A 21,949-nucleotide genomic window follows, 5' to 3' on the forward strand; every position below is an offset into this window, starting at 1 on the left:
CGGCTATTCTACCCGCCTGACGGGCGCGCCTGAACCGTATGCGGTAAATGGCCGCTCGCTGATGGCTTTTAGTATGTATTTAGCGAGAAGGATCAACACATGTTAAAGCGACTCATGGCAGTAGCTGCCGTCACGGTCACGTTATTGTTGGCCGGCTGCGGAAATGATTATGGGGTCGATCAGCACGGACAGAAGATCGCGTCGGAGCGTCTGGACAAACAATGGAAGGTCATCAACTACTGGGCTGAATGGTGCGGACCCTGCCGGATCGAGATTCCTGAGCTCAACACCCTGGAAAAACAGCTGCAGGGGCAATCCGTGGGGGTGTTCGGGGTCAACTTCGATGGTTTGCAGGGCAAGGAGCTGAGCGAAGCGAGTACCGCGCTGGGTATTACGTTTACCGTGCTGGCTCAGGATCCGGCAGAAGTGTTCGATCTGCCCCGCAGCGAGGCATTGCCGGTGACGTACATCATCGATGACAAGGGCAAGGTGCGTGCGACATTGATGGGCGAGCAGACGGCGGCCGGCGTGCTGGCCAAGATCAAGGAACTCAAGGGGGCTTGAGTCAAGGCCGTCGCGAGCAAGCCCGCTCCCACAGGCAGGGTACAAATGCTGTGGGAGCGGGCTTGCTCGCGATTCAGGCGCCGCAGCTTTTCAGCCTTCTTCAGGCCACAACCGCAACGGTTTGCCTTCAGCTGGCCAGAACCGCACCTGTTCAATCGGCGAGATGTCCCAGCTCTGTACGGTTTGCAGGGCCTCGAAGAATCGCTGCTCCTGCTCCATCAGTGCCGGGGCACAGGCTTTGCGGGTGCTGCCCACGCCACCAAAGGTCAGCGTGTTGCCGTCCAGGGTGTAAGGCGCGAACCAATGATTGCAACCGCCACTGCCATAGGCCCGGCCAGCATCGTCCAGGGTTACGGTCAGGTGGCTGTTGTCGATCAACGGTCGTTCGCCGATCCACTCCAGTACGTAGGTGTGGTTCTGCTGCAACTTGACCGGATCACCTGCGCAGCCGACCAGGCTTGCGCCCAGCAATGCCAGCAGGGCCAGGTGTTTCATGGCGCAGCCTTTTGGCATTGCGGGCACACGTGCTTGCTGCCTTCAGTGCTCCAGCCCAGCTCGGCAATACGCGCCGAGGCAGCAGGTTTTTGCGCCTTGGTGCCGAGTTTGGCGTCGACCGCGAACTCGAACTTCAACTCTTTGGCGCACGTGTCGCATTTGACCTGCCATTCATGAATCGCCAATTCGCCGAAAACCGGCCCTTTGGTGACGGCAACCCACTGGCCGCGGGGGTTGATCAGATGACGGACCTTGTCGACGGACAGGCGCATGGACAGGCTCTTGCTGCCCTTGAGGGACACAATCAGCACGTCGCCGGCTTGAATCGAGCCACCGTTACCGGTGACTTGATACAGGCCTGGCGCCAGGGCGCGGCATTCAATCAGGGTGTGCTGCGGGTTAAGCAGGCTGTAGCGAAAATCGTGTTCGACCATGGGTCCTCCAAATAAGTCGCTATGCTAGCACGCAGGCATCAAAGCCCAAGATCAACCTTCAATCAGGTTGTGCGGCGCACCGTTTTTCCAGGCCGCGATATTGCTCAATGTCGTGGACGCGATCGCACTCAGGGCTTCACGGGTCAAAAACGCCTGGTGGGCGGTGATGATCACATTGGGAAAGGTCAGCAGCCGCGCCAGCACGTCATCCTGAAGGGGCAGGTCGGAGCGGTCTTCGAAGAACAGCTGGGCCTCTTCTTCATAGACATCCAGCCCTAAATAACCCAATTGGCCATTTTTCAGCGCTTCGATCAGTGCCGGAGTATCGACCAGTGCGCCGCGCCCGGTGTTGATCAGCATGGCGCCGTGTTTGAGGGTCGCCAGGCTGGCGCTGTTGATCAGGTGCTTGTTGTCCGAGGTCAGCGGGCAGTGCAGGGAGATGATGTGCGAGCCGGCCAGCAGCTCGGGGAGGCTTACATACTGCGCGCCCAGGGCCAGCAGCTCGGCGTTTGGGTACGGGTCGAAGCACAGCAGCTTGCAGCCGAAACCGGCCATGATTTTGCCGAACGTGGCGCCGATCTGACCGGTGCCCACCACACCGACGGTTTTTCCTACCAGATCAAAACCGGTCAGCCCGTGCAGGGTGAAGTCGCCTTCGCGGGTGCGGTTGTAGGCGCGGTGCAAACGCCGGTTGAGCGCCAGAATCAAGGCCACGGCATGTTCGGCGACGGCATGGGGGGAGTACGCAGGTACGCGCACCACACTCAAGCCAAGGCGTTTGGCGGCTGGCAGGTCCACATGGTTGTAACCGGCCGAACGCAGGGCAATAAGCCGCGTGCGGCCGGCGGCCAGTTGCTCCAGGACCGGAGCGCTCAGGTCGTCATTGATAAACGGGCAGACCACTTCGTAGTCATGGGCCAGCGCTGCAGTGTCCAGGGTTAGGCGCGCTGGCTGGAAGTGCAGCTCGTTGCCGTCGGGTTGTTCGGCTGCGGTGAAACTGTCGCGGTCGTAGGTCTGGCTGCTGAAAAGAATCGTGCGCATGGGTCTTCCTTGGCTGTAACCACACATCGGCTTTTGTGGGAGCGAGCAAGCCCGCTCCCCGTTATCTATGCAGCACTGCGTGCTTCTTTGGCCAGGCGGATGATGGCCCGGTCCAGTTCGTCGAGAGCTGCGTCGGCGTTGGGGCTTGTTTGCTTGAGCAGGGTTTCGCTGCGCTGGCAGGCGGCGCGCAATTGCGGAACGCCGCAGTAACGCGTGGCCCCGTGCAAACGGTGGACCCGTTCGATCAACCCGTTGTTGTCCTTGGCGTTGCGCGCCTGCTGGATGGCTTCGCGATCAGACTCCAGCGAGGCCAGCAGCATGGCCAGCATGTCGACGGCCAGGTCAGCCTTGCCCGCCGCCAGACGCAGGCCTTCCTCATGGTCGAGTACGGGTAATTGTGCGTTTTGCCGAACGGGTTCGTGGTGGTTGTCACTGATTTGATTGCGCAAGGCCAGCCCCGTCCACTTCAACACCACCTGCGCCAATTGACGCTCGCTGATCGGCTTGGTGAGGTAGTCGTCCATCCCGCTCTGTAGCAGGGCGCGTTTTTCGTTGGCCATTGCGTGGGCTGTGAGCGCCACAATCGGCAGCGCAGTGCAGTGGCGCTCGCTTTCCCACTGGCGCAGCACTTCGGTGGTTTCGCGCCCGTCCATGCCGGGCATCTGTACATCCATCAGCACCAGATCAAAGTCTTCGGTCTTGACCGCTTCAATGGCGGCATAGCCGCTGTCCACGGCTGTCACTTTGGCGCCCATGCCCTCCAGCAGGGTTTGCACCAGCAGCAGATTGGCCGGGTTGTCATCGACACACAGCAGTCGCGGTGCGCGGCTGGCCAGCGGCTCTCCGGGTTCGGCACGGGTTTGCCGCGGGCTGATCAGGTCAGCCAGGGCCCGGCGCAATTTACGGGTACAGGCAGGTTTGGCCTGCAACTGGCCGTGGGGGTTGGCCACCACGGTATTGAACAGCCCCTGCTCGGTGGTCGGGCACAGTACCAAGACCTTGCAGCCCATGTGCTCAAGGTCCCAGATGTGCTGGTTGAGGCGCTCGGGTGGCGTGTCGTTGGCCGTGACCCCGAGGACTGCCAGATCTATGGCCTGAGAGGTCTGATGGGCGCCGGTCACGCAGTTGGTGAGATTCTCAAGGGTGGTACACGGCGTGACATCCAGCCCGCAGTCTTCCAGCTGATGGTGCAGGGCCTGGCGGGCCAGATCGTGTTTTTCCAGAATCGCTACGCGACGGCCCAGCAAAGGGGCGCAGGGCAAGTCCTCGACGTCATCGCGGGCTTTGGGCAGTTTGACACTGATCCAGAACACCGAGCCTTCGCCGGGGGTGCTTTCTACACCGATTTCGCCACCCATCTGTTCCACCAGTCGTTTGGAAATCACCAGCCCCAGTCCGGTGCCCCCGGGTTGGCGTGACAATGAGTTGTCCGCCTGGCTGAAGGCCTGGAACAGGGCCCGGATATCCTGGGACGTCAGGCCGATGCCGGTGTCCTGCACGCTGATGCGCAGTTGTACGCTGCCATCGGTTTCGTTTTCGTCCTGGTCTTCCAGCATGGCGCGCACGGCAATGGTGCCTTCGCGGGTGAACTTGATGGCGTTGTTGACCAGGTTGGTGAGGATTTGCTTGAGTCGCAGTGGGTCTCCAACCAGTGACAGCGGTGTATCGCGGTACACCAGGCTGACCAGCTCCAGCCCTTTGTCATGGGCCGAAGGCCCGAGGATGGTCAGGGTGTCCTGCAACAGATCGCGCAGATTGAACGGGATATTGTCGAGCACCAGCTTGCCGGCCTCGATTTTGGAAAAGTCGAGAATCTCGTTGATGATTCCGAGCAGGTTGTCGGCCGATTTTTCGATGGTGTTCAGGTAGTCGAACTGGCGTGGGGTCAGCTCGCTTTTCTGAAGCAAGTGGGTAAAGCCGAGAATGCCATTGAGCGGGGTGCGGATTTCGTGGCTCATGTTGGCCAGAAACTCTGACTTTATCCGGCTGGCTTCCAGGGCTTCCTTGCGGGCCAGGTCGAGTTCCAGGTTCTGGATCTCAATGGTTTCGAGGTTTTGGCGCACATCTTCAGTGGCTTGATCGACGCTGTGTTGCAGCTCTTCCTGGGCATTGTGCAGGGTTTCGGCCATGCGATTGATGCCCGAGGCCAGTTCGTCCAGCTCTTGGCTGCCCAGTGGCGGCAATCGGGTTTCCAGATGCCCGTCCTTGAGTTGCGCCACGGCCTGTTTGATTTGGCCAAGAGGGGCATTGATCGTACGGCTCATGCGCAGCGCCAGCAGGGTGGTCAGCACCAGGCCGGTAACAATCAGCAGCAAGCTGGCAAACAGGTTGCGGTAGCTGCGCAGCAGCATGCCGTTGTGGGAGAGCTCAAGCTCGACCCAGCCCAGCAGGCGGTGGGCCTCGTTGGGAATCACATCACCGGCCAGATTGCGATGGCGGCCAAACACCGGCAGTAAATAACGGGTGGCATCGTTGTCAGTTCGTTGTTGCAGCTGGGTGCTGCTGCCCAGGGGGGCCTGGTTGAGCATGATCGGCCCGGCGTGGGCGAGGGGTTCGTGGTTGGCGTTGAGGAACGCTACGGCCCGCACATCCTGTTGCTCAAGGGATTCGGTGGCGATCCGCGCCAGAAGCGCGGTGTCATGGCGGCCCATTGCGGGGGCCACCAGCGGGGCGAGTTGTTCGGCGATCATTTCTCCGCGCTGCAATAGCTGCGATTGCAGCTCGGACTGTTGCAGCCAGGTGAAGTAGCCACCCAGTACGGTTGCCATCAAGCTGACGGGCAACAGCGTAAGCAGCAATACGCGGCCTTTGATACCGAGGTTTTTAAGCACGCAACTCTCCAGCCCTGCATTTTTAAGAGTGACCCGTGCATCCCGCCCAGGCCAGAACGCAGTGTAGCCACATGGTGACCGGCAAATCTTTGAAAATTTGCCATCAATTTCCGATTATCGGCGCCGCTAAAGCCCATGCCGGTTGCCCGTAGTGGCTCAATCTTGAATAATCAATGATTGAGAATTACTTGCAGACGCTAATGAATCCCGTAGCTGTTAGCCCTTCACGCCTTCTGACCATTGAAGATGACCCCGTCCTGGGTGCCTACCTGCACGAGCAGTTAGTGCGCTGCGGGTTTGACGTTATCTGGTGTCAGAACGGTCAGGAGGGTTTGGCCCGTGCCCGGCAAGAGCACTTTGATGTTGTCTTGATGGATATCCTGTTGCCCGGCATGAATGGTTTGCAGGTGCTCACGCAATTGCGCCAGACCCACGCCTTGCCGGTGATCCTGATGTCCGCGCTGGGCGCCGAGGCTGACCGAATCAGCGGGTTCCAGCTGGGGGCCGATGATTACTTGCCCAAGCCATTCAGCATGGCCGAGCTGCGGGTGCGGATCCAGGCCATCCTGCGCCGCGTGGCCCTGGACCGCATGCCGGATGCCCGCCTGGCGCAGGACCCCGCACCTGCCGAGAGCGGATTGCTGTTCGACGAAGACACGTGTGACGTGCGTCATGGCGAACAATGGGCGGGGTTGACCCGCAGCGAGTTCCGTTTGCTCGATACCCTGCAGCGCAATGCCGACGAGGTTTTGAGCAAGGCCTTTCTTTATCAGCAGGTGCTGCAACGGGGCTATGCGGCCCATGACAGAAGCCTGGACATGCATATCAGCCAGATCCGGCGAAAACTCAAAACGGTCGGCTACCACCAGCGCGAAGTGCGCACGGTGTGGGGCAAGGGTTATGTCTTGAGCGCCAGCGATGCCCTGTAAAGTGCCCGGCAAGAACTCTGTCTTCTGGAAACTGGCCTGTTTGCTGGTGGTGTTCTGTTTACTGATGATCTGGCTCAGTTGGTCCTGGGGCCGCTACATGGACAAACGCACCGGATTTCTCTCCGAGCAGGCCCACGGTACGCTGGTGCGCTACGCCGGTGAGGCCGAGCGCGCCTGGGAGACCGGGCAGCAAACAGCTGTCGACCAATGGCTGCAAGCAATGGGCAGCAGGGAGCCCGGCTGGGTCGGGGTGATCGGGCAGGACTTACAATCACTGAGCAGCTATCCGCTGAACGATCGCGAGACTGAGCGCCTGACCTTTCTGCGTGGCCTGGACTGGCCCATTAGCCATATCAAGACGGCGCGCCCGTGGATCAAGGTGCCATTTCCCAAGGATCCTGCTGCGGGCAGCCTGGTGATCGAACTGCCGCAACGTTTTATGCCGGGGCGCTCGCAGGTGATCTGGCGCATTGTCACCAATGGCGTAATCCCGGGTTTGCTGACCTTGCTGTTGTGCGTGGGTCTGTACCGCGTGCTGATCGTGCCGTTGAATCATTTGCGCGAGCAGGCCAACGCCTGGCGTGCCGATCAACTGGGTGCCCGGCTGTCGAGACAGACTACCGGCCGTCAGGACGAACTGGGTGAACTGGCCCGGGCCTTCGACCAAATGTCCGAGCGCCTGCAAAGCACGGTCTTGCAACAACAGCAATTGCTCCGTGACCTGTCCCATGAACTGCGCACTCCCTTGAGCCGCCTGCGGGTGGCGTGCGACAGCGAACAGGGGGTCGAGGCCTTGCGCGAACGCTTGAGCCGGGAAGTGGATGGCATGCAGCGGCTGGTCGAGGACACCCTGCAGCTGGCCTGGCTGGATGCCGAGCGCGGGCCGTTGCCGGTGGAAGACATCCAGGTACAGGCGTTGTGGGAGATGCTCACCGAAAACGCCCGCTTTGAAAGCGGCTGGCCGCAATCACGGTTGCCTTGCCTGGTGGATGAGCATTGCTGGGTGCGCGGGCACCTCAATAGTCTGGCCCAGGCGCTGGAGAACATTCTGCGTAATGCCATTCGCCACTCGCCGCCCGATGGCGTTGTCAGCCTGAGCGGGCACCGTGAAGGCGACGAATGGCATCTATGGCTCGACGACCAGGGTGGGGGTGTGGCGCCTGAAGAGCTTGAACGGATTTTTGCGCCTTTTACCCGGCTGGACGGTTCAAGGCCTGGCGACGGGGGCTTCGGTCTGGGCCTGAGCATTGCGCGCAATGCCCTGCGGTTACAGGGCGGCAGCTTGTGGGCCGAGAACCATGGGGGTGGATTGCGGGTGCATATCCGCTTACCAGCCAAATAGACTGCTCGTCAGCTGCTACGGGTTCGAGTGTGCCTCAAACCCTGGCTTATAGCCTTTAGCCATAAGCACCGCACTTTGCGTGATATGGGCTGTCCGCGTTTGTCGGTATGATGTGCGGCCCCGCGGTCTGGATTGCGAATACGCCATGACATTGCAGTACCCAACTATCGCCGATTGCGTCGGCAACACTCCTCTGGTGCGCTTGCAGCGCCTGGCTGGAAATTCCACCAACACCTTGTTGCTCAAGCTCGAAGGGAATAACCCTGCAGGCTCGGTCAAGGACCGTCCGGCACTGTCGATGATTGCCCGTGCCGAAGCGCGCGGCCAGATCCAGGCTGGCGATACCCTGATCGAAGCCACCTCGGGCAATACCGGTATTGCACTGGCGATGGCCGCTGCGATCAAGGGCTACAAGATGATCCTGATCATGCCCGACAACTCCAGCGCCGAACGCAAGGCGGCCATGACCGCCTATGGCGCGGAGCTGATTCTGGTCTCTCAGGAAGAGGGCATGGAAGGCGCCCGTGACCTGGCCGACAAGATGCAGGCCCAGGGCCTGGGCAAGGTGCTCGATCAGTTCGCCAACGGTGACAATCCCGAGGCTCATTACACCGGCACCGGTCCTGAGATTTGGCGCCAGACCAACGGTACGATCACTCACTTCATCAGTTCGATGGGCACCACCGGTACCATCATGGGTGTGTCGCGCTACCTCAAGGAGCAGAACCCGGGCGTGCAGATCGTCGGCTTGCAGCCGATGGAAGGCGCAGCCATTCCGGGTATCCGTCGCTGGCCGACCGAGTACCTGCCGAAAATTTACCAGGCTGACCGCGTTGACCGCATCGTCGACATGGCCCAGCGCGAAGCCGAAGACGTCACCCGTCGCCTGGCCCGCGAAGAAGGCATTTTCTGTGGTGTGTCCTCGGGCGGGGCGGTAGCTGCCATGTTGCGCTTGAATCAGGAAGTCGAAAACGCGGTGATGGTCGCGATCATTTGTGACCGCGGCGACCGTTACTTGTCGACCGGCATTTACGATGCGCCCAACTGATGGCTAAGCAAGAGAGAGGCCTGCGCTTCCAGCCTGCTGGCGGCACCAAGGCCCCGCAAGTGCCTGCGGGCAAGAAACAGCGTTTGAACATCGAGCGTTTGGCCAACGACGGCCGGGGTATTGCCTTTATTGAAGGGCGTACCTGGTTTGTGTCGGGAGCCCTGGCCGGTGAAGAAGTTGAAGCCCGGGTGCTGGGCGCTCACGGCAAAATCGTTGAAGCCCGTACCGAGCGCGTGTTCAAGGCCAGCGACATCCGCCGCGTGGCGCCCTGTGCCCACGCGGGCAAGTGTGGCGGTTGCAGCGTGCAGCATTTGCCCCATGAGGAGCAGCTTGCACTGAAACAGCGCATGTTGACCGAGCAACTGTCCCGTGTGGCCGGTGTCGAACCTGAAGAGTGGGCGCCCCCCCTCGCAGGTCCGGAATTTGGCTATCGCCGCCGTGCACGCATCGCCGTGCGCTGGGATGCGCGGGCCAAGCGTCTGGAGGTAGGTTTTCGAGCGGCCGGTAGTCAGGACATCGTCGCCATTGATCACTGTTTGGTCCTGGTACAGGCTTTGCAACCTATCATGACGGGGCTGCCCGCCATGTTGCGCCAGTTGAGCAATCCCAAGGCCCTTGGCCATGTCGAGTTGTTCAGCGGTTCGGCAATTGCGGTGTTGCTGCGTCACATGGCGCCGCTCAACGATGGGGACATGAAAATCCTGCAGGATTTCTGCCTCACCCATGACGCCCAGTTGTGGCTGCACGGTGAAGGTGAACCTCAACCGGTCGATTTGACCCGGACCCTGGGCTACCGTTTGGAACAGTGGGATCTGGAGCTGGCGTATCGTCCCGGTGATTTTGTCCAGGTCAATGCTGGCGTCAATGAAGCCATGGTGGCTCAAGCAATAAAGTGGCTTGCTCCACAAGCTGACGAACGGATTCTTGACTTGTTCTGTGGGCTGGGTAACTTCGCGTTACCACTGGCGCAAAAAGTCCGCGAAGTGGTGGCAGTTGAAGGTGTTGCGACCATGGTCGAACGCGCAGCGCAAAACGCGGTCAGTAACAACCTGCAAAATGCAGTGTTTTTTCAGGCTGACTTGTCACAGCCGCTGGTGGATGCAGCCTGGGCCAAGGATGGGTTTTGTGCCGTGCTGCTCGACCCGCCCCGTGACGGCGCCTATGAAGTGGTACGCAAGCTGTCTGGCCTGGGAGCCAGGCGTTTGGTGTATGTGTCGTGTAACCCGGCCACGCTGGCACGGGATACGGTTGAATTGATGAAACAGGGTTACCGGTTAAAACGTGCCGCAATCCTCGACATGTTTCCGCAAACAGCGCATGTCGAGGCGATGGCGTTATTTGAAGCAGACTAGGACGGTCTGTCTATTTCGACGGGCCCGCAACCCGCGCAGTGATGCCCTGTAGCGCGCGGTTGGGATTAGGGCCTGTGATTTCGGCGCATTGAATCTGCGCTGTAGGGAAGGTAAGCAAGATGGTACAGGTCAGAGCACACCAGCCGATCAACACCGACGGCAGTCTCAACCTCGAGGCATGGCTCGATCATGCGGTGAGTGTCGATGTGGCGCTGGACCGTGAAGCCTTGAAAGAAGCGTGCGAGTTTGCGCGCGAGGCCGAGCAGCAAGCCAACGCGGCGAAAAACCTGTGGGCCGAGGGCACGTCGAGCTTTCGCACAGGGTTGGAAATCGCCGAAATACTGGCCGATCTGAAACTGGATCAAGACTCTCTGGTTGCCGCGATTCTCTATCGCTGCGTGCGCGAAGGGCAGGTCTTGTTGCCTGCTGTCAGCCAGCGCTTCGGTCCGGTGGTGGCCAAGCTGATTGATGGCGTGCTGCGCATGGCGGCCATCAGCGCCAGCCTCAGCCCCCGCCAATCCATGGTTCTGGGTACCCAGGGCCAGGTCGAAAACCTGCGCAAGATGCTGGTCGCGATGGTTGATGACGTGCGCGTTGCACTGATCAAACTGGCCGAACGTACCTGCGCGATTCGTGCTGTCAAAAATGCCCCGGACGAGAAGCGCAACCGCGTCGCCCGTGAGGTATTCGATATTTATGCGCCATTGGCGCACCGCCTGGGTATCGGTCATATCAAGTGGGAGCTGGAGGACTTGTCCTTCCGCTACCTGGAGCCCGAGCAGTACAAACAGATTGCCACCTTGCTGCATGAGCGCCGCCTCGATCGTGAGCGCTTTATCAGTGATGTGATGAACCAGCTGCGAACCGAGCTGGTGGCCACCGGCGTTGATGCCGATATCAGCGGCCGGGCCAAGCACATCTATTCCATCTGGCGAAAAATGCAGCGCAAGGGCCTTGCCTTCAGCCAGATCTATGACGTGCGTGCGGTACGGGTACTGGTCCCGGAAATGCGCGACTGCTATACCGCGCTGGGGATTGTCCACACCCTGTGGCGGCACATTCCCAAAGAGTTCGACGATTACATCGCCAACCCCAAGGAAAACGGCTACCGCTCGCTGCACACTGCCGTGATCGGGCCTGAAGGCAAGGTGCTGGAGGTGCAGATCCGCACCCACGCCATGCATGAAGAGGCCGAGCTGGGGGTGTGTGCGCACTGGCGTTACAAGGGGACCGACGTCAAGGCAGGTTCCAACCAGTACGAAGAGAAAATCTCGTGGCTGCGCCAGGTACTGGAATGGCACGAAGAACTGGGTGATATCGGCGGTCTGGCCGATCAGCTGCGGGTCGATATCGAGCCGGACCGGGTGTACATCTTTACGCCGGACGGTCATGCCATCGACCTGCCCAAGGGCGCAACACCGCTGGACTTTGCGTACCGGGTGCACACCGAAATCGGCCATAACTGCCGCGGTGCCAAGATCAACGGGCGCATCGTGCCGCTCAACTACAGCCTGCAAACCGGTGAACAGGTCGAGATCATCACCAGCAAGCACGGCACGCCGAGCCGTGACTGGCTGAACCCGAACCTGGGCTACATCACCACCTCGCGGGCGCGGGCGAAGATCGTTCACTGGTTCAAGTTGCAGGCGCGTGATCAGAACGTGGCTGCCGGCAAAACCATGCTCGAACGTGAGCTGGGTCGCTTGGGCCTGCCAGCGGTGGACTACGAGAAGCTCGCCGACAAAGCCAACATGAGAACCGCCGAGGACATGTATGCGGCGCTCGGTGCCGGTGACTTGCGCCTGGCGCAGCTGATCAATCTGGCGCAGCAGCAGGTCGAGCCGGAGCGCGGCAGCGAACAGATGGAGCTGATTCCGCGCAAGGCCACGGGCTACAAGCCGGGCAAGCGCGGGGACATCCAGATCGAAGGCGTCGGCAACCTGCTGACCCAGATGGCCGGGTGCTGCCAGCCGCTGCCGGGTGATGCGATTGTCGGTTACATCACCCAGGGTCGCGGGGTGAGTATTCACCGTCAGGACTGCGCCTCGGTACTGCAACTGGGCAGCCGTGAGCCGGAGCGGATGATTCAGGTCAACTGGGGACCGATCCCAGTCTCGACATATCCTGTCGACATCGAGATTCGTGCCTACGACCGTTCGGGCCTGCTGCGTGACGTCTCCCAGGTTCTGCTCAACGAGCGGATCAACGTGCTGGCAGTCAATACTCGCTCGAACAAGGAAAACAACACCGCGTTGATGACCTTGACCATCGAGATCCCGGGTCTAGACGCGCTGGGACGTTTATTGGGACGCATCTCGCAACTGCCGAACATCATCGAAACCCGTCGGATCGGGCGTAGCGAAGCAAGATAACCTGTAGTCGCTGACGAGGTACGAGGCTGCGATAAGGGCCGAAGGACCTTCGCTTTGTAAAGCGGGGTCTCTACGCAACCCATCGCAGCCTGCGGCAGCGACTACAGGTTTCGGCCAAAGGATTACAGATGTACAACCTCGACGACCTGCTACACCTCATGACCCGTCTGCGTGACCCGCAGTACGGCTGTCCGTGGGACATCAAGCAAACCTGGGCCACCATCGTGCCCTACACCCTTGAGGAAGCCTACGAAGTCGCTGATGCCATTGAGCAAGGGGACTTTGAGCACCTACAAGGTGAACTAGGCGACTTGCTGTTCCAGGTGGTTTATTACAGCCAGCTGGCCCGCGAAGAAGGCCGGTTTGAATTTGCCGGGGTGATCGACAGCATCACCCGCAAGCTGATCCGCCGACATCCCCACGTGTTCCCCACGGGCGACCTGTATGCGCCGCTGGACATACCGCGCCTGAGCGAAGAGCAGGTCAAGTTGCGCTGGGATGAAATCAAGGCGCAGGAGCGCGCAGAAAAGTCCGTTGTTCCCCAGCAGCTCTCCTTGCTGGATGACGTGCCGGTGGCGCTGCCAGCCCTGTCCCGTGCCGCCAAATTGCAAAAGCGTGCCGCTCAGGTCGGCTTTGACTGGCCAGCGGCATTGTCGGTGCTGGACAAGGTCCGAGAAGAACTGGACGAGGTGCTGGAAGCGATGGCCGACAATGATTCGGCGGCCATCCATGATGAAATCGGCGACCTGCTGTTTTCGGTGGTCAACCTGGCCCGCCATCTTAAAGTGGACCCTGAAACCGCCTTGCGTGGGGCCAATGCAAAATTTGATCGACGTTTCCGGTTTATTGAGCAGGCATTGCGCGATACCCTGCGTCCCATTGAAAGTTGCACCCTTGAAGACCTGGACGCCCTGTGGGGCGAAGCCAAGCGTCAGGAAAAGAATTTGCCCAGCTGCGGCTGAGTTTGCCTAAGTGAGTAAGTAGATGAGCATTTCCCTACGCGACCAGTTGCTCAAAGCCGGACTGGTCAACGAGAAGCAGGCCAAGCAGGCCGGCAAAGAAAAGCAGAAGCAGCAACGTCTGGCCCACAAGGGGCAGATCGAGCTGGACGACACCCAGCAGCGTCTGGCTGCCGAAGCCAAGGCCGAGAAGGTCAAGCGCGACCAGGAGCTGAACCGTCAGCAACAGGAGAAAGTCGAGCAAAAGGCCCGCGCCGCCCAGATCAAGCAATTGATCGAAGTGTCGCGTCTGCCCAAGCTGACGACCGAGGATTACTACAACTTTGTTGACGATAAAAAGGTCAAGCGCCTGTCGGTCAACACGTTGATGCGCAACAAGCTGGCCAATGGCTCCTTGGCGATCGTGCAGCATCAGGGCGGCTACGAAGTCATCCCGCGAGAGGCTGCGCTGAAGATCCAGGAGCGGGATCCGCGCCGGATTGTGCAGTTGAACATCCTGGTCGAGCCGAAAACTCCGGAAGAAGATGATCCGTACGCGGCCTATCAGATCCCTGATGACCTGATGTGGTAACACCCGCTCCCACAGGGTTTTGCAGCAGGGCATACACGACAAACCCCGCTTCGGCGGGGTTTGTATTTTTCAAGTCTGTAGTCTCTGTCGTTCAGGCCTGGCGTTTCTGCGCTTCCAGCTTTTCCAGCTCAGCCTTGTAGCTGTGAGCGTCGCTTTCGCGGTGGAACATGCCAACCAGTATGTCTTCTTGATGCACATCCCACAGGTGAACACCGTGGGCTACCAGCTGGTGGAACATACGTGAATCGTCGCGCTCAGTTACTTTGATAGTCATCTGCTTGCTCCAAATTCTGATGAGGTCCTGCGGCAAGGCGTCGCAGGACTTCTTTATAGAATCTGTTAGCTTCCTAAGTAAATAGCTGATTGTCGCGCTGTCATGTTGTTAAAAACTTAAAAACTCTGGAGCCCTTGTAATACGGGGTGTTTACAGTTTTGTTCATAAGTTTTATGAATAAAGTTTCATGTTTGTATCGTTCAGCGGGCCAAAAAAAACCTCGCCGAAGCGAGGTTTTTTGACGCTTACGGTTTAGTTGCCCTTGACCGTTTTGCCATTCACCGTGCCGTCCAGCAGCATGATGTTGTATTCCTTGCCGTCTTTTTCGACCTGACGCAGTTTGACCAGCAGCGAATCCCAGTTCTTGGCGAACCACATTTCCGTGATGCGCTTGTTCTGAGTTGGATCGCGTACGCGCTCAACCTTGATTGCGTCTACCTTGCCAGCCTTGGTTTCGACCACTTCAGGGCCGATCACGCGAAAGTCATAGGTGTCGACGTCGTTACCATCAACCACCTGGTAGCTCATGGATTTTTTACCGGCTTCTACGTCACGCTGAAGCGCGAGCTGATAGGTGGACTTGTCGAGCATGCCAGTCAGCAACGGCACTTTGACTGCGTCGCCCTGGTCGGTGCCGGTGACCATTTTGGTCGCCCAGTCGAAATCCAGATCAATCTTTTTCGCTTTGCCCAGGCCGCCACGTTCAAAGTGGTAGGTCAGCGGGATCAGCGTGTTTTTATCGATCTTGAGGGTGCTTTCCTCGTTCAGGCTGGCCACCAGCATCGACGCCTTGAAGTTCAAGGTCCAGATACCGTTGTCGCTCTTGGTCAGGCTGCGCTCGGCGGAACCGCTCATGGGCAGCTGTTTCCAGTCTGCGGTGTAGCTGGCCTTGAAAGGCTGGAGTTCGGCCGCCTGCACTGCTGGGATAGCCAGCAGGCTGAGGGCGAGAAGCAGGGCACGACGCATATATTCTCCTAGGTTCGTATCAAGTGGCCGCTGGCCGCGAGTAATTGACCGTCCAATAATGCGCCTTGCTCGTCAAGAGACAAGCGACCTTCGGCAAACCAGCGCACTGCAAGCGGATAAATCCGGTGTTCCTGGACGTGGACCCGTTGCGCCAGAGCGTGCGCAGAGTCGTCGGACTCTACCGGTATCACTGCCTGTACGACCAGAGGGCCGCCGTCGAGTTCCTCGGTCACAAAGTGAACGCTACAGCCGTGTTCGCGATCTCCTGCTTCCAGCGCGCGCTGATGCGTGTGCAAACCTTTGTATTTAGGCAGCAGCGAAGGGTGGATGTTAAGCAGGCGACCCTGATAGTGACGCACGAAATCGGCGCTGAGAATGCGCATGAAGCCGGCCAGTACCACCAGTTGCGGTTTGAATTCGTCGATGATCTTGATCAGTGCAGCATCGAAGGCCTCGCGGCCCTCGAATGCTTTGTGATCCAGTACGCGGGTATCGATACCCGCGTCTTTGGCGCGTTGCAAGCCGTAGGCATCTGCGCGGTTGGAGATAACCGCGCGGATGTTTGCCGGGCTGTCCTTGACGTCATTGCTGTCGATCAAGGCCTGCAAGTTGCTGCCGGTGCCGGAAAGCAGCACCACTACATCACAGGTATCAGGCATTAGTGCGCCTTGAGGTTTTGCAGCTCAACTTGTGGAGCGCCTTCGGCGGCCGTTGCGATCTGGCCGATGACCCACGGTTGCTCGCCTGCTTCACGCAGTACGTTCAGCGCGGTTTCAACGTCAGCCTGAGCCACGCAGATCACCATGCCAACGCCGCAGTTCAGCACGCGGTGCATTTCGTTTTCGTCCACGTTGCCTTTTTCTTGCAACCAGTCGAATACAGCAGGGCGCTGCCAGCTGGCAACGTCAACAACTGCCTGGGCGCCTTTTGGCAGAACACGCGGGATGTTGTCGAGCAGGCCACCACCGGTGATGTGGGCCATGGCTTTGACAACGCCGGTTTCCTTGATCAGCTTGAGCAACGGCTTGACGTAGATGCGGGTTGGCGCCATCAGCAGGTCGGTCAGCGGCTTGCCGTCGAGCTGGATGTTTTCGATGTCGGCACCGGACACTTCGATGATCTTGCGGATCAGCGAGTAGCCGTTGGAGTGCGGGCCCGAGGACGGCAGGGCGAGCAGGGCGTCGCCGGCAGCAACCTTGGAGCCGTCGATTATTTCGGATTTTTCGACAACACCCACGCAGAAGCCGGCCAGGTCGTAGTCTTCGCCTTCGTACATGCCAGGCATTTCAGCGGTTTCGCCGCCTACCAGCGAGCAGCCCGACAGTTCGCAGCCAGCGCCGATACCGGTAACCACTTGGGTCGCGGTTTCTACGTTGAGCTTGCCGGTGGCGTAGTAGTCGAGGAAGAACAGAGGCTCGGCGCCGCATACGATCAGGTCGTTGACGCACATGGCAACCAGGTCGATACCGATGCTGTCGTGCTTGTTCAGGTTCAGTGCCAGGCGCAGCTTGGTGCCAACGCCGTCAGTGCCGGAAACCAGAACAGGCTGCTTGTAGCCAGCCGGGATTTCGCAGAGGGCGCCAAAACCGCCGAGGCCGCCCATCACTTCCGGGCGTGCAGTGCGCTTGGCCACGCTCTTGATGCGTTCGACCAATGCTTCACCGGCGTCGATGTCTACACCGGCGTCTTTGTAGCTCAGGGATGGTTGCTTGCTCATAATCCAGGCCTTTAGGGGGGATTCGGGGGTATCGACCGAGTTCAGGGGGCAGGCTTGCAAGTGCTCATCGAGTGCGTCAGAGCATTTGCAGGGTGCCCGGCTGTTGCCGGTCTGCGAAGGCGCGCGATTTTATCAGGCTTGAAGGGCAGCGGCCATCCTCGGGCCGACAGGCAGGGTTATATCTGTCGAAAAAAACCTTTTTTAGTCGTACTTGGGTCTGTGCGCGGGCCTGTATAAGGTATAGCGAATTACTTTTGAGTTTTTATGACCGAATGAAAACTGCGATACAGACGTGAATGATTTGGCTGTCGCCGTGTCAGAAGTCTGTTCGAGTGTTTTTATGGCGTCCTTTTAGGCTGCTTTTTGTGATCGGGAATCTTTCATGCGTCTGAGCCAATTTTTAGCCGTGGGCTGTTTGTCTTTTTTTAGCCTGGCGAGTCATGCCGAAATCCTGACCGGCCTTTATCAAGTGCGTGAACCGGTGGCCAGCCAGTCACCCGATGAACGTACCCAGGCCACGCAAAAGGCACTGGAAACCCTGGTGCTGCGTTTGACCGGGGACCCCAAGGCGATCCAAAACCCCGGGCTTGAGGCGATTCGCAAGGATCCCCAGCAGATCATCAGCCGGTACGGTTATGACGCTGGCCCGCCGGAAAGCCTGCAGGTGGATTTCGATCCGGTGAGCACTGACCGGGCGTTGCGCCAGGCCGGTTTGTCGATGTGGGGCAGTAATCGTCCCGCCTTGCTCGGCTGGTGGCTGAACGATTCGGTGGATGGTTCAAGCCTGGTGGGCGACGGTCAATCCGTGGCAGAGCCCCTGCGCCGTGCCGCGCAGCACCGCGGGTTGCCATTGCGTTTGCCGCTGGCAGACCTGAGCGAACAGTTGGTAGGCACGGCTGAAAACCTTGAGGGCAGCAATCCTGCTCCTTTGAAGGATGCTTCCGAGCGTTACGGCGCCGATGCCTTGCTGGCCGTACATGCCCGTGAAGAGGATGGGCAGTGGAGCGCCAAGTGGCGGTTGTGGGTTGGCGATCAGCAGGAGCAGGGCAGTGCTCAGGCACCGGATCAGGCGGCGCTGGCCGATGCCGTGATGCTTGCAGTGAGCCAGCGTCTGGCGCCGCGTTATACGGTCAAACCCGGGGTCTCGACGGAGCAGTTGCTTGAAGTGCAGGGCATGACGCTACCGCGCTATGCGCAATTGTGGCATTTGCTCGAACCTTTCGGCGCGCAACTAAAGAGCGTCGACGGTGATCGTAGTGTGTATCAGGTAAATGGCAGCGCCGAGCAGCTGCGCTCGCAACTCGGGTTGGCGCAACTGCAGGAAGTACCGGCAGAACAGGTACCCGCAGTGACAAGTGCAGGCCAGGCGCCCGGTGTTGCTTCAGCGCCGGCGGCTCAGCTTCGGTTTCGCTGGTAGGTTGTTGTCTTCTTTATATAGGGATGGGGTGGCTCATGGCTGATTCGCGACGGTGGGTGTGGTGGGGCGTAGGGCTGGGGTTCGCCCTGTTTGTGTATTTTCTGCATCCGATACTCACGCCTTTTCTGGTCGCAATCGTCCTGGCCTATATGTTCGACCCTGTGGTTGATCGGTTGGAAAGAGCCGGGCTTTCAAGAACCTGGGGTACGGTCGCGGTCTTCGGGCTGTTAACTGTCATTATGATGACGCTGCTCCTGGTGTTGGTGCCGTTGCTGGCCAAACAGCTGTTGAAGCTTTATCAGTTGGCACCGCTGGTGCTGGACTGGTTGCAGCACACGGCCATGCCGTGGGTGCAGGCCAAGCTCGGCTTGAGTGACAGCTTCTGGAAGTTTGACAAGATCAAGGCGGCAATCACCGAGCACATGGGGCAGGCCACTGACATTGTCGGCATCGTCCTGTCCCAGGCAACGGCATCCAGCCTGGCCCTGATCGGCTTTCTGGCCAATCTGGTGCTGATTCCCGTAGTGGCGTTTTACCTGCTGAGAGACTGGAACATCATGATGGCCAAGATTCGCGGCTTGTTGCCGCGGGCTCGGGCCGATCAGATTGTGTCGCTGGCCAAGGAGTGTCACGACGTGCTCGGCGCGTTTGTGCGTGGCCAGTTGCTGGTGATGCTGGCGCTGGGGGTGATCTACTCGGCGGGCCTGATGTTTGTCGGCCTCGAGTTGGGGCTGTTGATCGGCCTGATGGCGGGGGTGGCGGCCATCGTGCCGTATATGGGCTTTATTGTCGGCATTGGTGCGGCGTTGATCGCCGGGCTGTTCCAGTTTGGCGGGGATCTGTACCCGATGCTCGGGATCGTGGCGGTGTTTATGGTCGGTCAGGCGCTCGAGGGTACGGTCCTTACACCCTTGCTGGTGGGGGACAAGATCGGTATGCATCCGGTGGCTGTGATCTTCGCGATTCTTGCGGGTGGCGAGCTGTTTGGCTTTACCGGTGTGTTGCTGGCACTGCCGGTGGCGGCGGTGATCATGGTGCTGGTGCGTCACTTGCAGGATATGTACAAGGACTCCCATGCCTATAAAGGCAGCGAAGACCCGGAGCTGTAACGTCCAGGCACTGTGAAGGGCGGGCTCACCGGGCAGGTGGTCCCGCCTTTTTCATGTGCGTCAGCAGCACCTTAATCGTCAGGAAAAGATCAAACAATCCAAGACCTTAACGCAAACCTTTGATTTTGCTCGTGGTCTGTTACATTGTGTGCCCGGTTACACGGGTATAAACTTTTAGAACTTTACACAGAGGCCACTAACAGTTCGCTTGAACTGTTCAGTCAGCATGAAACCGATTCAGCTGCCCCTAGGTGTGCGTCTGCGTGATGACGCAACCTTCATAAATTACTATCCAGGCGCCAATGCCGCTGCACTCGGCTATGTCGAGCGACTGTGCGAAGCCGACGCCGGCTGGACTGAAAGCCTGATCTATCTCTGGGGCAAGCAGGGCGTAGGCCGCACACACCTGCTACAGGCTGCCTGCCTGCGTTTTGAGCAGATGGGTGAGCCCGCGGTGTACTTGCCTCTGGCCGAGTTGCTGGATCGCGGCATTGAAATCCTCGATAACCTTGAGCAGTACGAACTGGTTTGTCTGGATGATCTCCAGGCGGTGGCCGGACGTGCCGACTGGGAAGAGGCACTGTTTCATCTGTTCAATCGCCTGCGTGACAGTGGGCGTCGCCTGCTGATTGCAGCGTCTACCTCGCCCCGTGAATTGCCCATCAAGCTGGCTGACCTCAAGTCCCGACTGACCCTGGCGCTGGTTTTTCAGATGCGTCCCTTGTCTGATGAAGACAAGTTGCGTGCCTTGCAATTGCGCGCATCGCGTCGCGGCCTGCACCTGACCGACGAAGTCGGGCATTTTATTCTCACGCGAGGCACTCGCAGCATGAGTGCGTTGTTTGATTTGCTCGAACGGCTCGATCAGGCATCCCTGCAAGCGCAACGCAAGTTGACGATCCCTTTCTTGAAAGAAACCCTGGGCTGGTAGCTCACCCCTTTAAAACTGCGGTCTGCAGCCTTTTTCGGCAGTTTTCAGGCGCCAGAAACCCTGCGCGGCTCAAGAGCTTTGTGCGCAAAATCTATTGTCAGGGGTGTAAAGCCTTAGATGTCACGACAAAACCATCAAGTCACATTTTGATCGATTGAATTTGCAAATGAGGATCATAGAGGGCATAGTCGCGGCTACTTTTCTTACAAGCCACGGTCGTGCCCATGCTAAAGCGCTTCGCACCCCTCGTGCCTCTCGCACTCGTTACCCTGTTGTTTGGCTGCGCTGCCCACACGCCAGTGTCGCAGCAAGTTGTCGATCATCAGGTTCAAAAGTCATCCTCGGTATCGCAATCTTCCGCTCTTTATCAGGAAGAACTGGCCACCGAAAAAGAACTGGCTGAATTTTCCGCCAACAGCAAGCCTTACCAGTTGCCCGCCCTGGCTGACAGCATCCTCGAGCGCGGTATGTCCCTGATCGGTACGCGTTACCGTTTTGGCGGCACCTCTGAGGCAGGCTTCGATTGCAGTGGCTTCATTGGTTATCTCTTCAAGGAAGAAGCCGGCATGCAATTGCCGCGCTCAACCCGCGAAATGATCAACGTAAAAGCACCGTTGGTCGCACGAAACAACCTCAAACCCGGTGATTTGCTGTTCTTCAGCACCAATGGTCGTGGCCGTGTAAGCCATGCCGGGATTTACCTGGGTGATGACCAGTTTATCCACTCCAGCAGCCGCCGCAGCGGTGGTGTTCGGATCGATAACCTGGGTGACAGCTACTGGAGCAAGACCTTTATTGAGGCCAAGCGCGCCCTGGCGATGGCTCCTGCGAGCGTAGTAGCCCGCAAGTAAAGTTAATGTCTTACTTGAAGTTTGGCTGCTAAGGGCTAGAATTCAGTCGCATTGTTAAATCCTTGAAGCCGCGAAGGTGTCCCCTCTCGCGGCTTCAGGTTTCGCGGCCAGAGTTGCCGTATCCAGAATCAGGAACATTCTGTTTATGTCGACCATGGCCCGCGTTGCCCTCTTGACCTTAGCAGCACTGCTCAGTGCCTGCGCCAGCCACCCGCCACCTGTTGCGGTGGTCAAAAAACCAGTCGTGTTTGCCAACCCTTATGAAGAAACCTCGCCGATTGCCGCCGACGTGCTTTTTCGTGCCTTGGGTCTGGTCGGCACGCCTTATCGCTGGGGTGGCAATACTCCGGATTCAGGTTTTGATTGCAGTGGTCTGATCAAGTACGTGTACAACGACGCAGCGGGCATTTCGTTGCCGCGCACGACCCGTGAAATGATCGTGATGCAGGCGCAGAATGTTGGCCAGGACAAGCTGCAAACCGGTGACTTGCTGTTTTTCGCCACCAACGGTGGTTCCCAGGTCAGCCATGCCGGGATCTACGTCGGTGAAGGCCGTTTTGTGCATGCACCGGCCACTGGCGGTACGGTCAAGCTGGACAGTCTCAATAAAGCCTATTGGCAAAAAGCCTATCTGAATGCCAAGCGCGTTTTGCCGACCGAGCAGCATCTGGCGCGTCTGCCGTAAACCCGAACCTGCAGTGGGAGCGGGCTTGCTCGCGATGGATACAGCGCGGTGTAACTGCCAC

21 protein-coding genes are annotated in these 21,949 nt (G+C 59.0%); 13 read left to right on the top strand and 8 right to left on the bottom strand.

The genetic code is table 11. From position 1 onward, the window contains the following. Positions 1-99 precede the first annotated feature (99 nt). On the top strand, positions 100-564 hold the full coding sequence (locus tag VSQ83_RS05430; protein WP_219260739.1) for a TlpA disulfide reductase family protein: 465 nt from the start codon (positions 100-102) through the stop codon (positions 562-564). A 90-nt stretch (positions 565-654) separates the two neighbouring features. Here the strand turns inward: VSQ83_RS05430 and VSQ83_RS05435 are convergent, their stop codons facing one another. From VSQ83_RS05435 to VSQ83_RS05450, 4 genes are all read right to left on the bottom strand, one after another. Next, the gene (locus VSQ83_RS05435) at positions 655-1,059 is read right to left on the bottom strand and encodes an META domain-containing protein (protein ID WP_133075760.1); all 405 of its coding nucleotides are present in this window, start codon (positions 1,057-1,059) and stop codon (positions 655-657) included. Beyond that, positions 1,056-1,493: a hypothetical protein gene (locus VSQ83_RS05440; RefSeq protein ID WP_326425610.1), complete on the bottom strand. Its 438-nt coding sequence runs from the start codon at positions 1,491-1,493 to the stop codon at positions 1,056-1,058. The genes VSQ83_RS05435 and VSQ83_RS05440 overlap by 4 nt, the downstream gene beginning before the upstream one ends. Before the next feature lie 51 nt (positions 1,494-1,544). Next, complete coding sequence (locus VSQ83_RS05445; protein WP_133075758.1) at positions 1,545-2,534, bottom strand: 2-hydroxyacid dehydrogenase; 990 nt, start codon at positions 2,532-2,534, stop codon at positions 1,545-1,547. A 65-nt stretch (positions 2,535-2,599) separates the two neighbouring features. Then, positions 2,600-5,365, bottom strand: a complete 2,766-nt coding sequence (locus VSQ83_RS05450; protein WP_326425612.1) for a response regulator — start codon at positions 5,363-5,365, stop codon at positions 2,600-2,602. A gap of 200 nt (positions 5,366-5,565) precedes the next feature. Between VSQ83_RS05450 and VSQ83_RS05455 the strand changes: the two genes are divergently transcribed. The 7 genes from VSQ83_RS05455 to VSQ83_RS05485 all read left to right on the top strand — a co-directional run bounded on the left by VSQ83_RS05455 (position 5,566) and on the right by VSQ83_RS05485 (position 13,938). Then, positions 5,566-6,294 (top strand): response regulator transcription factor, encoded by a 729-nt coding sequence (locus tag VSQ83_RS05455; protein ID WP_133075756.1) that lies wholly within the window; start codon positions 5,566-5,568, stop codon positions 6,292-6,294. Further along, on the top strand, positions 6,284-7,636 hold the full coding sequence (locus tag VSQ83_RS05460) for a sensor histidine kinase (protein ID WP_133075755.1): 1,353 nt from the start codon (positions 6,284-6,286) through the stop codon (positions 7,634-7,636). The genes VSQ83_RS05455 and VSQ83_RS05460 overlap by 11 nt, the downstream gene beginning before the upstream one ends. Before the next feature lie 145 nt (positions 7,637-7,781). Then, positions 7,782-8,684, top strand: a complete 903-nt coding sequence (gene cysM / locus VSQ83_RS05465; protein WP_133075754.1) for a cysteine synthase CysM — start codon at positions 7,782-7,784, stop codon at positions 8,682-8,684. Beyond that, positions 8,684-10,036: a 23S rRNA (uracil(1939)-C(5))-methyltransferase RlmD gene (gene rlmD, locus VSQ83_RS05470; protein ID WP_219260737.1), complete on the top strand. Its 1,353-nt coding sequence runs from the start codon at positions 8,684-8,686 to the stop codon at positions 10,034-10,036. The genes cysM and rlmD overlap by 1 nt, the downstream gene beginning before the upstream one ends. A gap of 119 nt (positions 10,037-10,155) precedes the next feature. Further along, positions 10,156-12,408 (top strand): GTP diphosphokinase, encoded by a 2,253-nt coding sequence (gene relA, locus VSQ83_RS05475; protein ID WP_133075752.1) that lies wholly within the window; start codon positions 10,156-10,158, stop codon positions 12,406-12,408. 128 nt (positions 12,409-12,536) lie between these two features. Continuing rightward, positions 12,537-13,370, top strand: coding sequence for a nucleoside triphosphate pyrophosphohydrolase (mazG, locus tag VSQ83_RS05480; protein WP_326425614.1), 834 nt, complete (start codon positions 12,537-12,539; stop codon positions 13,368-13,370). A 22-nt stretch (positions 13,371-13,392) separates the two neighbouring features. Further along, positions 13,393-13,938: a DUF2058 domain-containing protein gene (locus VSQ83_RS05485; protein WP_019827734.1), complete on the top strand. Its 546-nt coding sequence runs from the start codon at positions 13,393-13,395 to the stop codon at positions 13,936-13,938. A gap of 91 nt (positions 13,939-14,029) precedes the next feature. Here the strand turns inward: VSQ83_RS05485 and VSQ83_RS05490 are convergent, their stop codons facing one another. The 4 genes from VSQ83_RS05490 to purM all read right to left on the bottom strand — a co-directional run bounded on the left by VSQ83_RS05490 (position 14,030) and on the right by purM (position 16,895). Then, positions 14,030-14,212 (bottom strand): hypothetical protein, encoded by a 183-nt coding sequence (locus tag VSQ83_RS05490; RefSeq protein WP_016779856.1) that lies wholly within the window; start codon positions 14,210-14,212, stop codon positions 14,030-14,032. A gap of 252 nt (positions 14,213-14,464) precedes the next feature. Beyond that, entirely contained in the window at positions 14,465-15,178 is a 714-nt protein-coding gene (locus VSQ83_RS05495; protein ID WP_133075750.1) for a DUF3108 domain-containing protein, read from the bottom strand. A gap of 8 nt (positions 15,179-15,186) precedes the next feature. Beyond that, positions 15,187-15,837 (bottom strand): phosphoribosylglycinamide formyltransferase, encoded by a 651-nt coding sequence (purN, locus tag VSQ83_RS05500; RefSeq protein WP_133075749.1) that lies wholly within the window; start codon positions 15,835-15,837, stop codon positions 15,187-15,189. Next, a complete protein-coding gene (gene purM, locus VSQ83_RS05505; protein WP_019827729.1) occupies positions 15,837-16,895 on the bottom strand; it encodes a phosphoribosylformylglycinamidine cyclo-ligase in 1,059 nt (352 codons plus the stop codon). Before purM ends, purN begins: the two co-directional genes overlap by 1 nt. Before the next feature lie 382 nt (positions 16,896-17,277). On the opposite strand from purM, the gene VSQ83_RS05510 reads away from it, so the two are divergent. The 5 genes from VSQ83_RS05510 to VSQ83_RS05530 all read left to right on the top strand — a co-directional run bounded on the left by VSQ83_RS05510 (position 17,278) and on the right by VSQ83_RS05530 (position 21,888). Further along, entirely contained in the window at positions 17,278-18,312 is a 1,035-nt protein-coding gene (locus tag VSQ83_RS05510) for a DUF2066 domain-containing protein (RefSeq protein WP_326425616.1), read from the top strand. A 35-nt stretch (positions 18,313-18,347) separates the two neighbouring features. Further along, entirely contained in the window at positions 18,348-19,421 is a 1,074-nt protein-coding gene (locus VSQ83_RS05515) for an AI-2E family transporter (RefSeq protein WP_133075747.1), read from the top strand. A 226-nt stretch (positions 19,422-19,647) separates the two neighbouring features. After that, a complete protein-coding gene (gene hda / locus VSQ83_RS05520) occupies positions 19,648-20,352 on the top strand; it encodes a DnaA regulatory inactivator Hda (protein ID WP_019827725.1) in 705 nt (234 codons plus the stop codon). A 224-nt stretch (positions 20,353-20,576) separates the two neighbouring features. Beyond that, complete coding sequence (locus VSQ83_RS05525; RefSeq protein ID WP_133075745.1) at positions 20,577-21,203, top strand: C40 family peptidase; 627 nt, start codon at positions 20,577-20,579, stop codon at positions 21,201-21,203. Between the two features lie 145 nt (positions 21,204-21,348). Next, the gene (locus VSQ83_RS05530) at positions 21,349-21,888 is read left to right on the top strand and encodes a C40 family peptidase (protein ID WP_133075744.1); all 540 of its coding nucleotides are present in this window, start codon (positions 21,349-21,351) and stop codon (positions 21,886-21,888) included. Positions 21,889-21,949 lie beyond the last annotated feature (61 nt).

Source organism: Pseudomonas sp. DSV-1, from assembly GCF_035830915.1.
Classification (GTDB): Bacteria; Pseudomonadota; Gammaproteobacteria; order Pseudomonadales; family Pseudomonadaceae; genus Aquipseudomonas.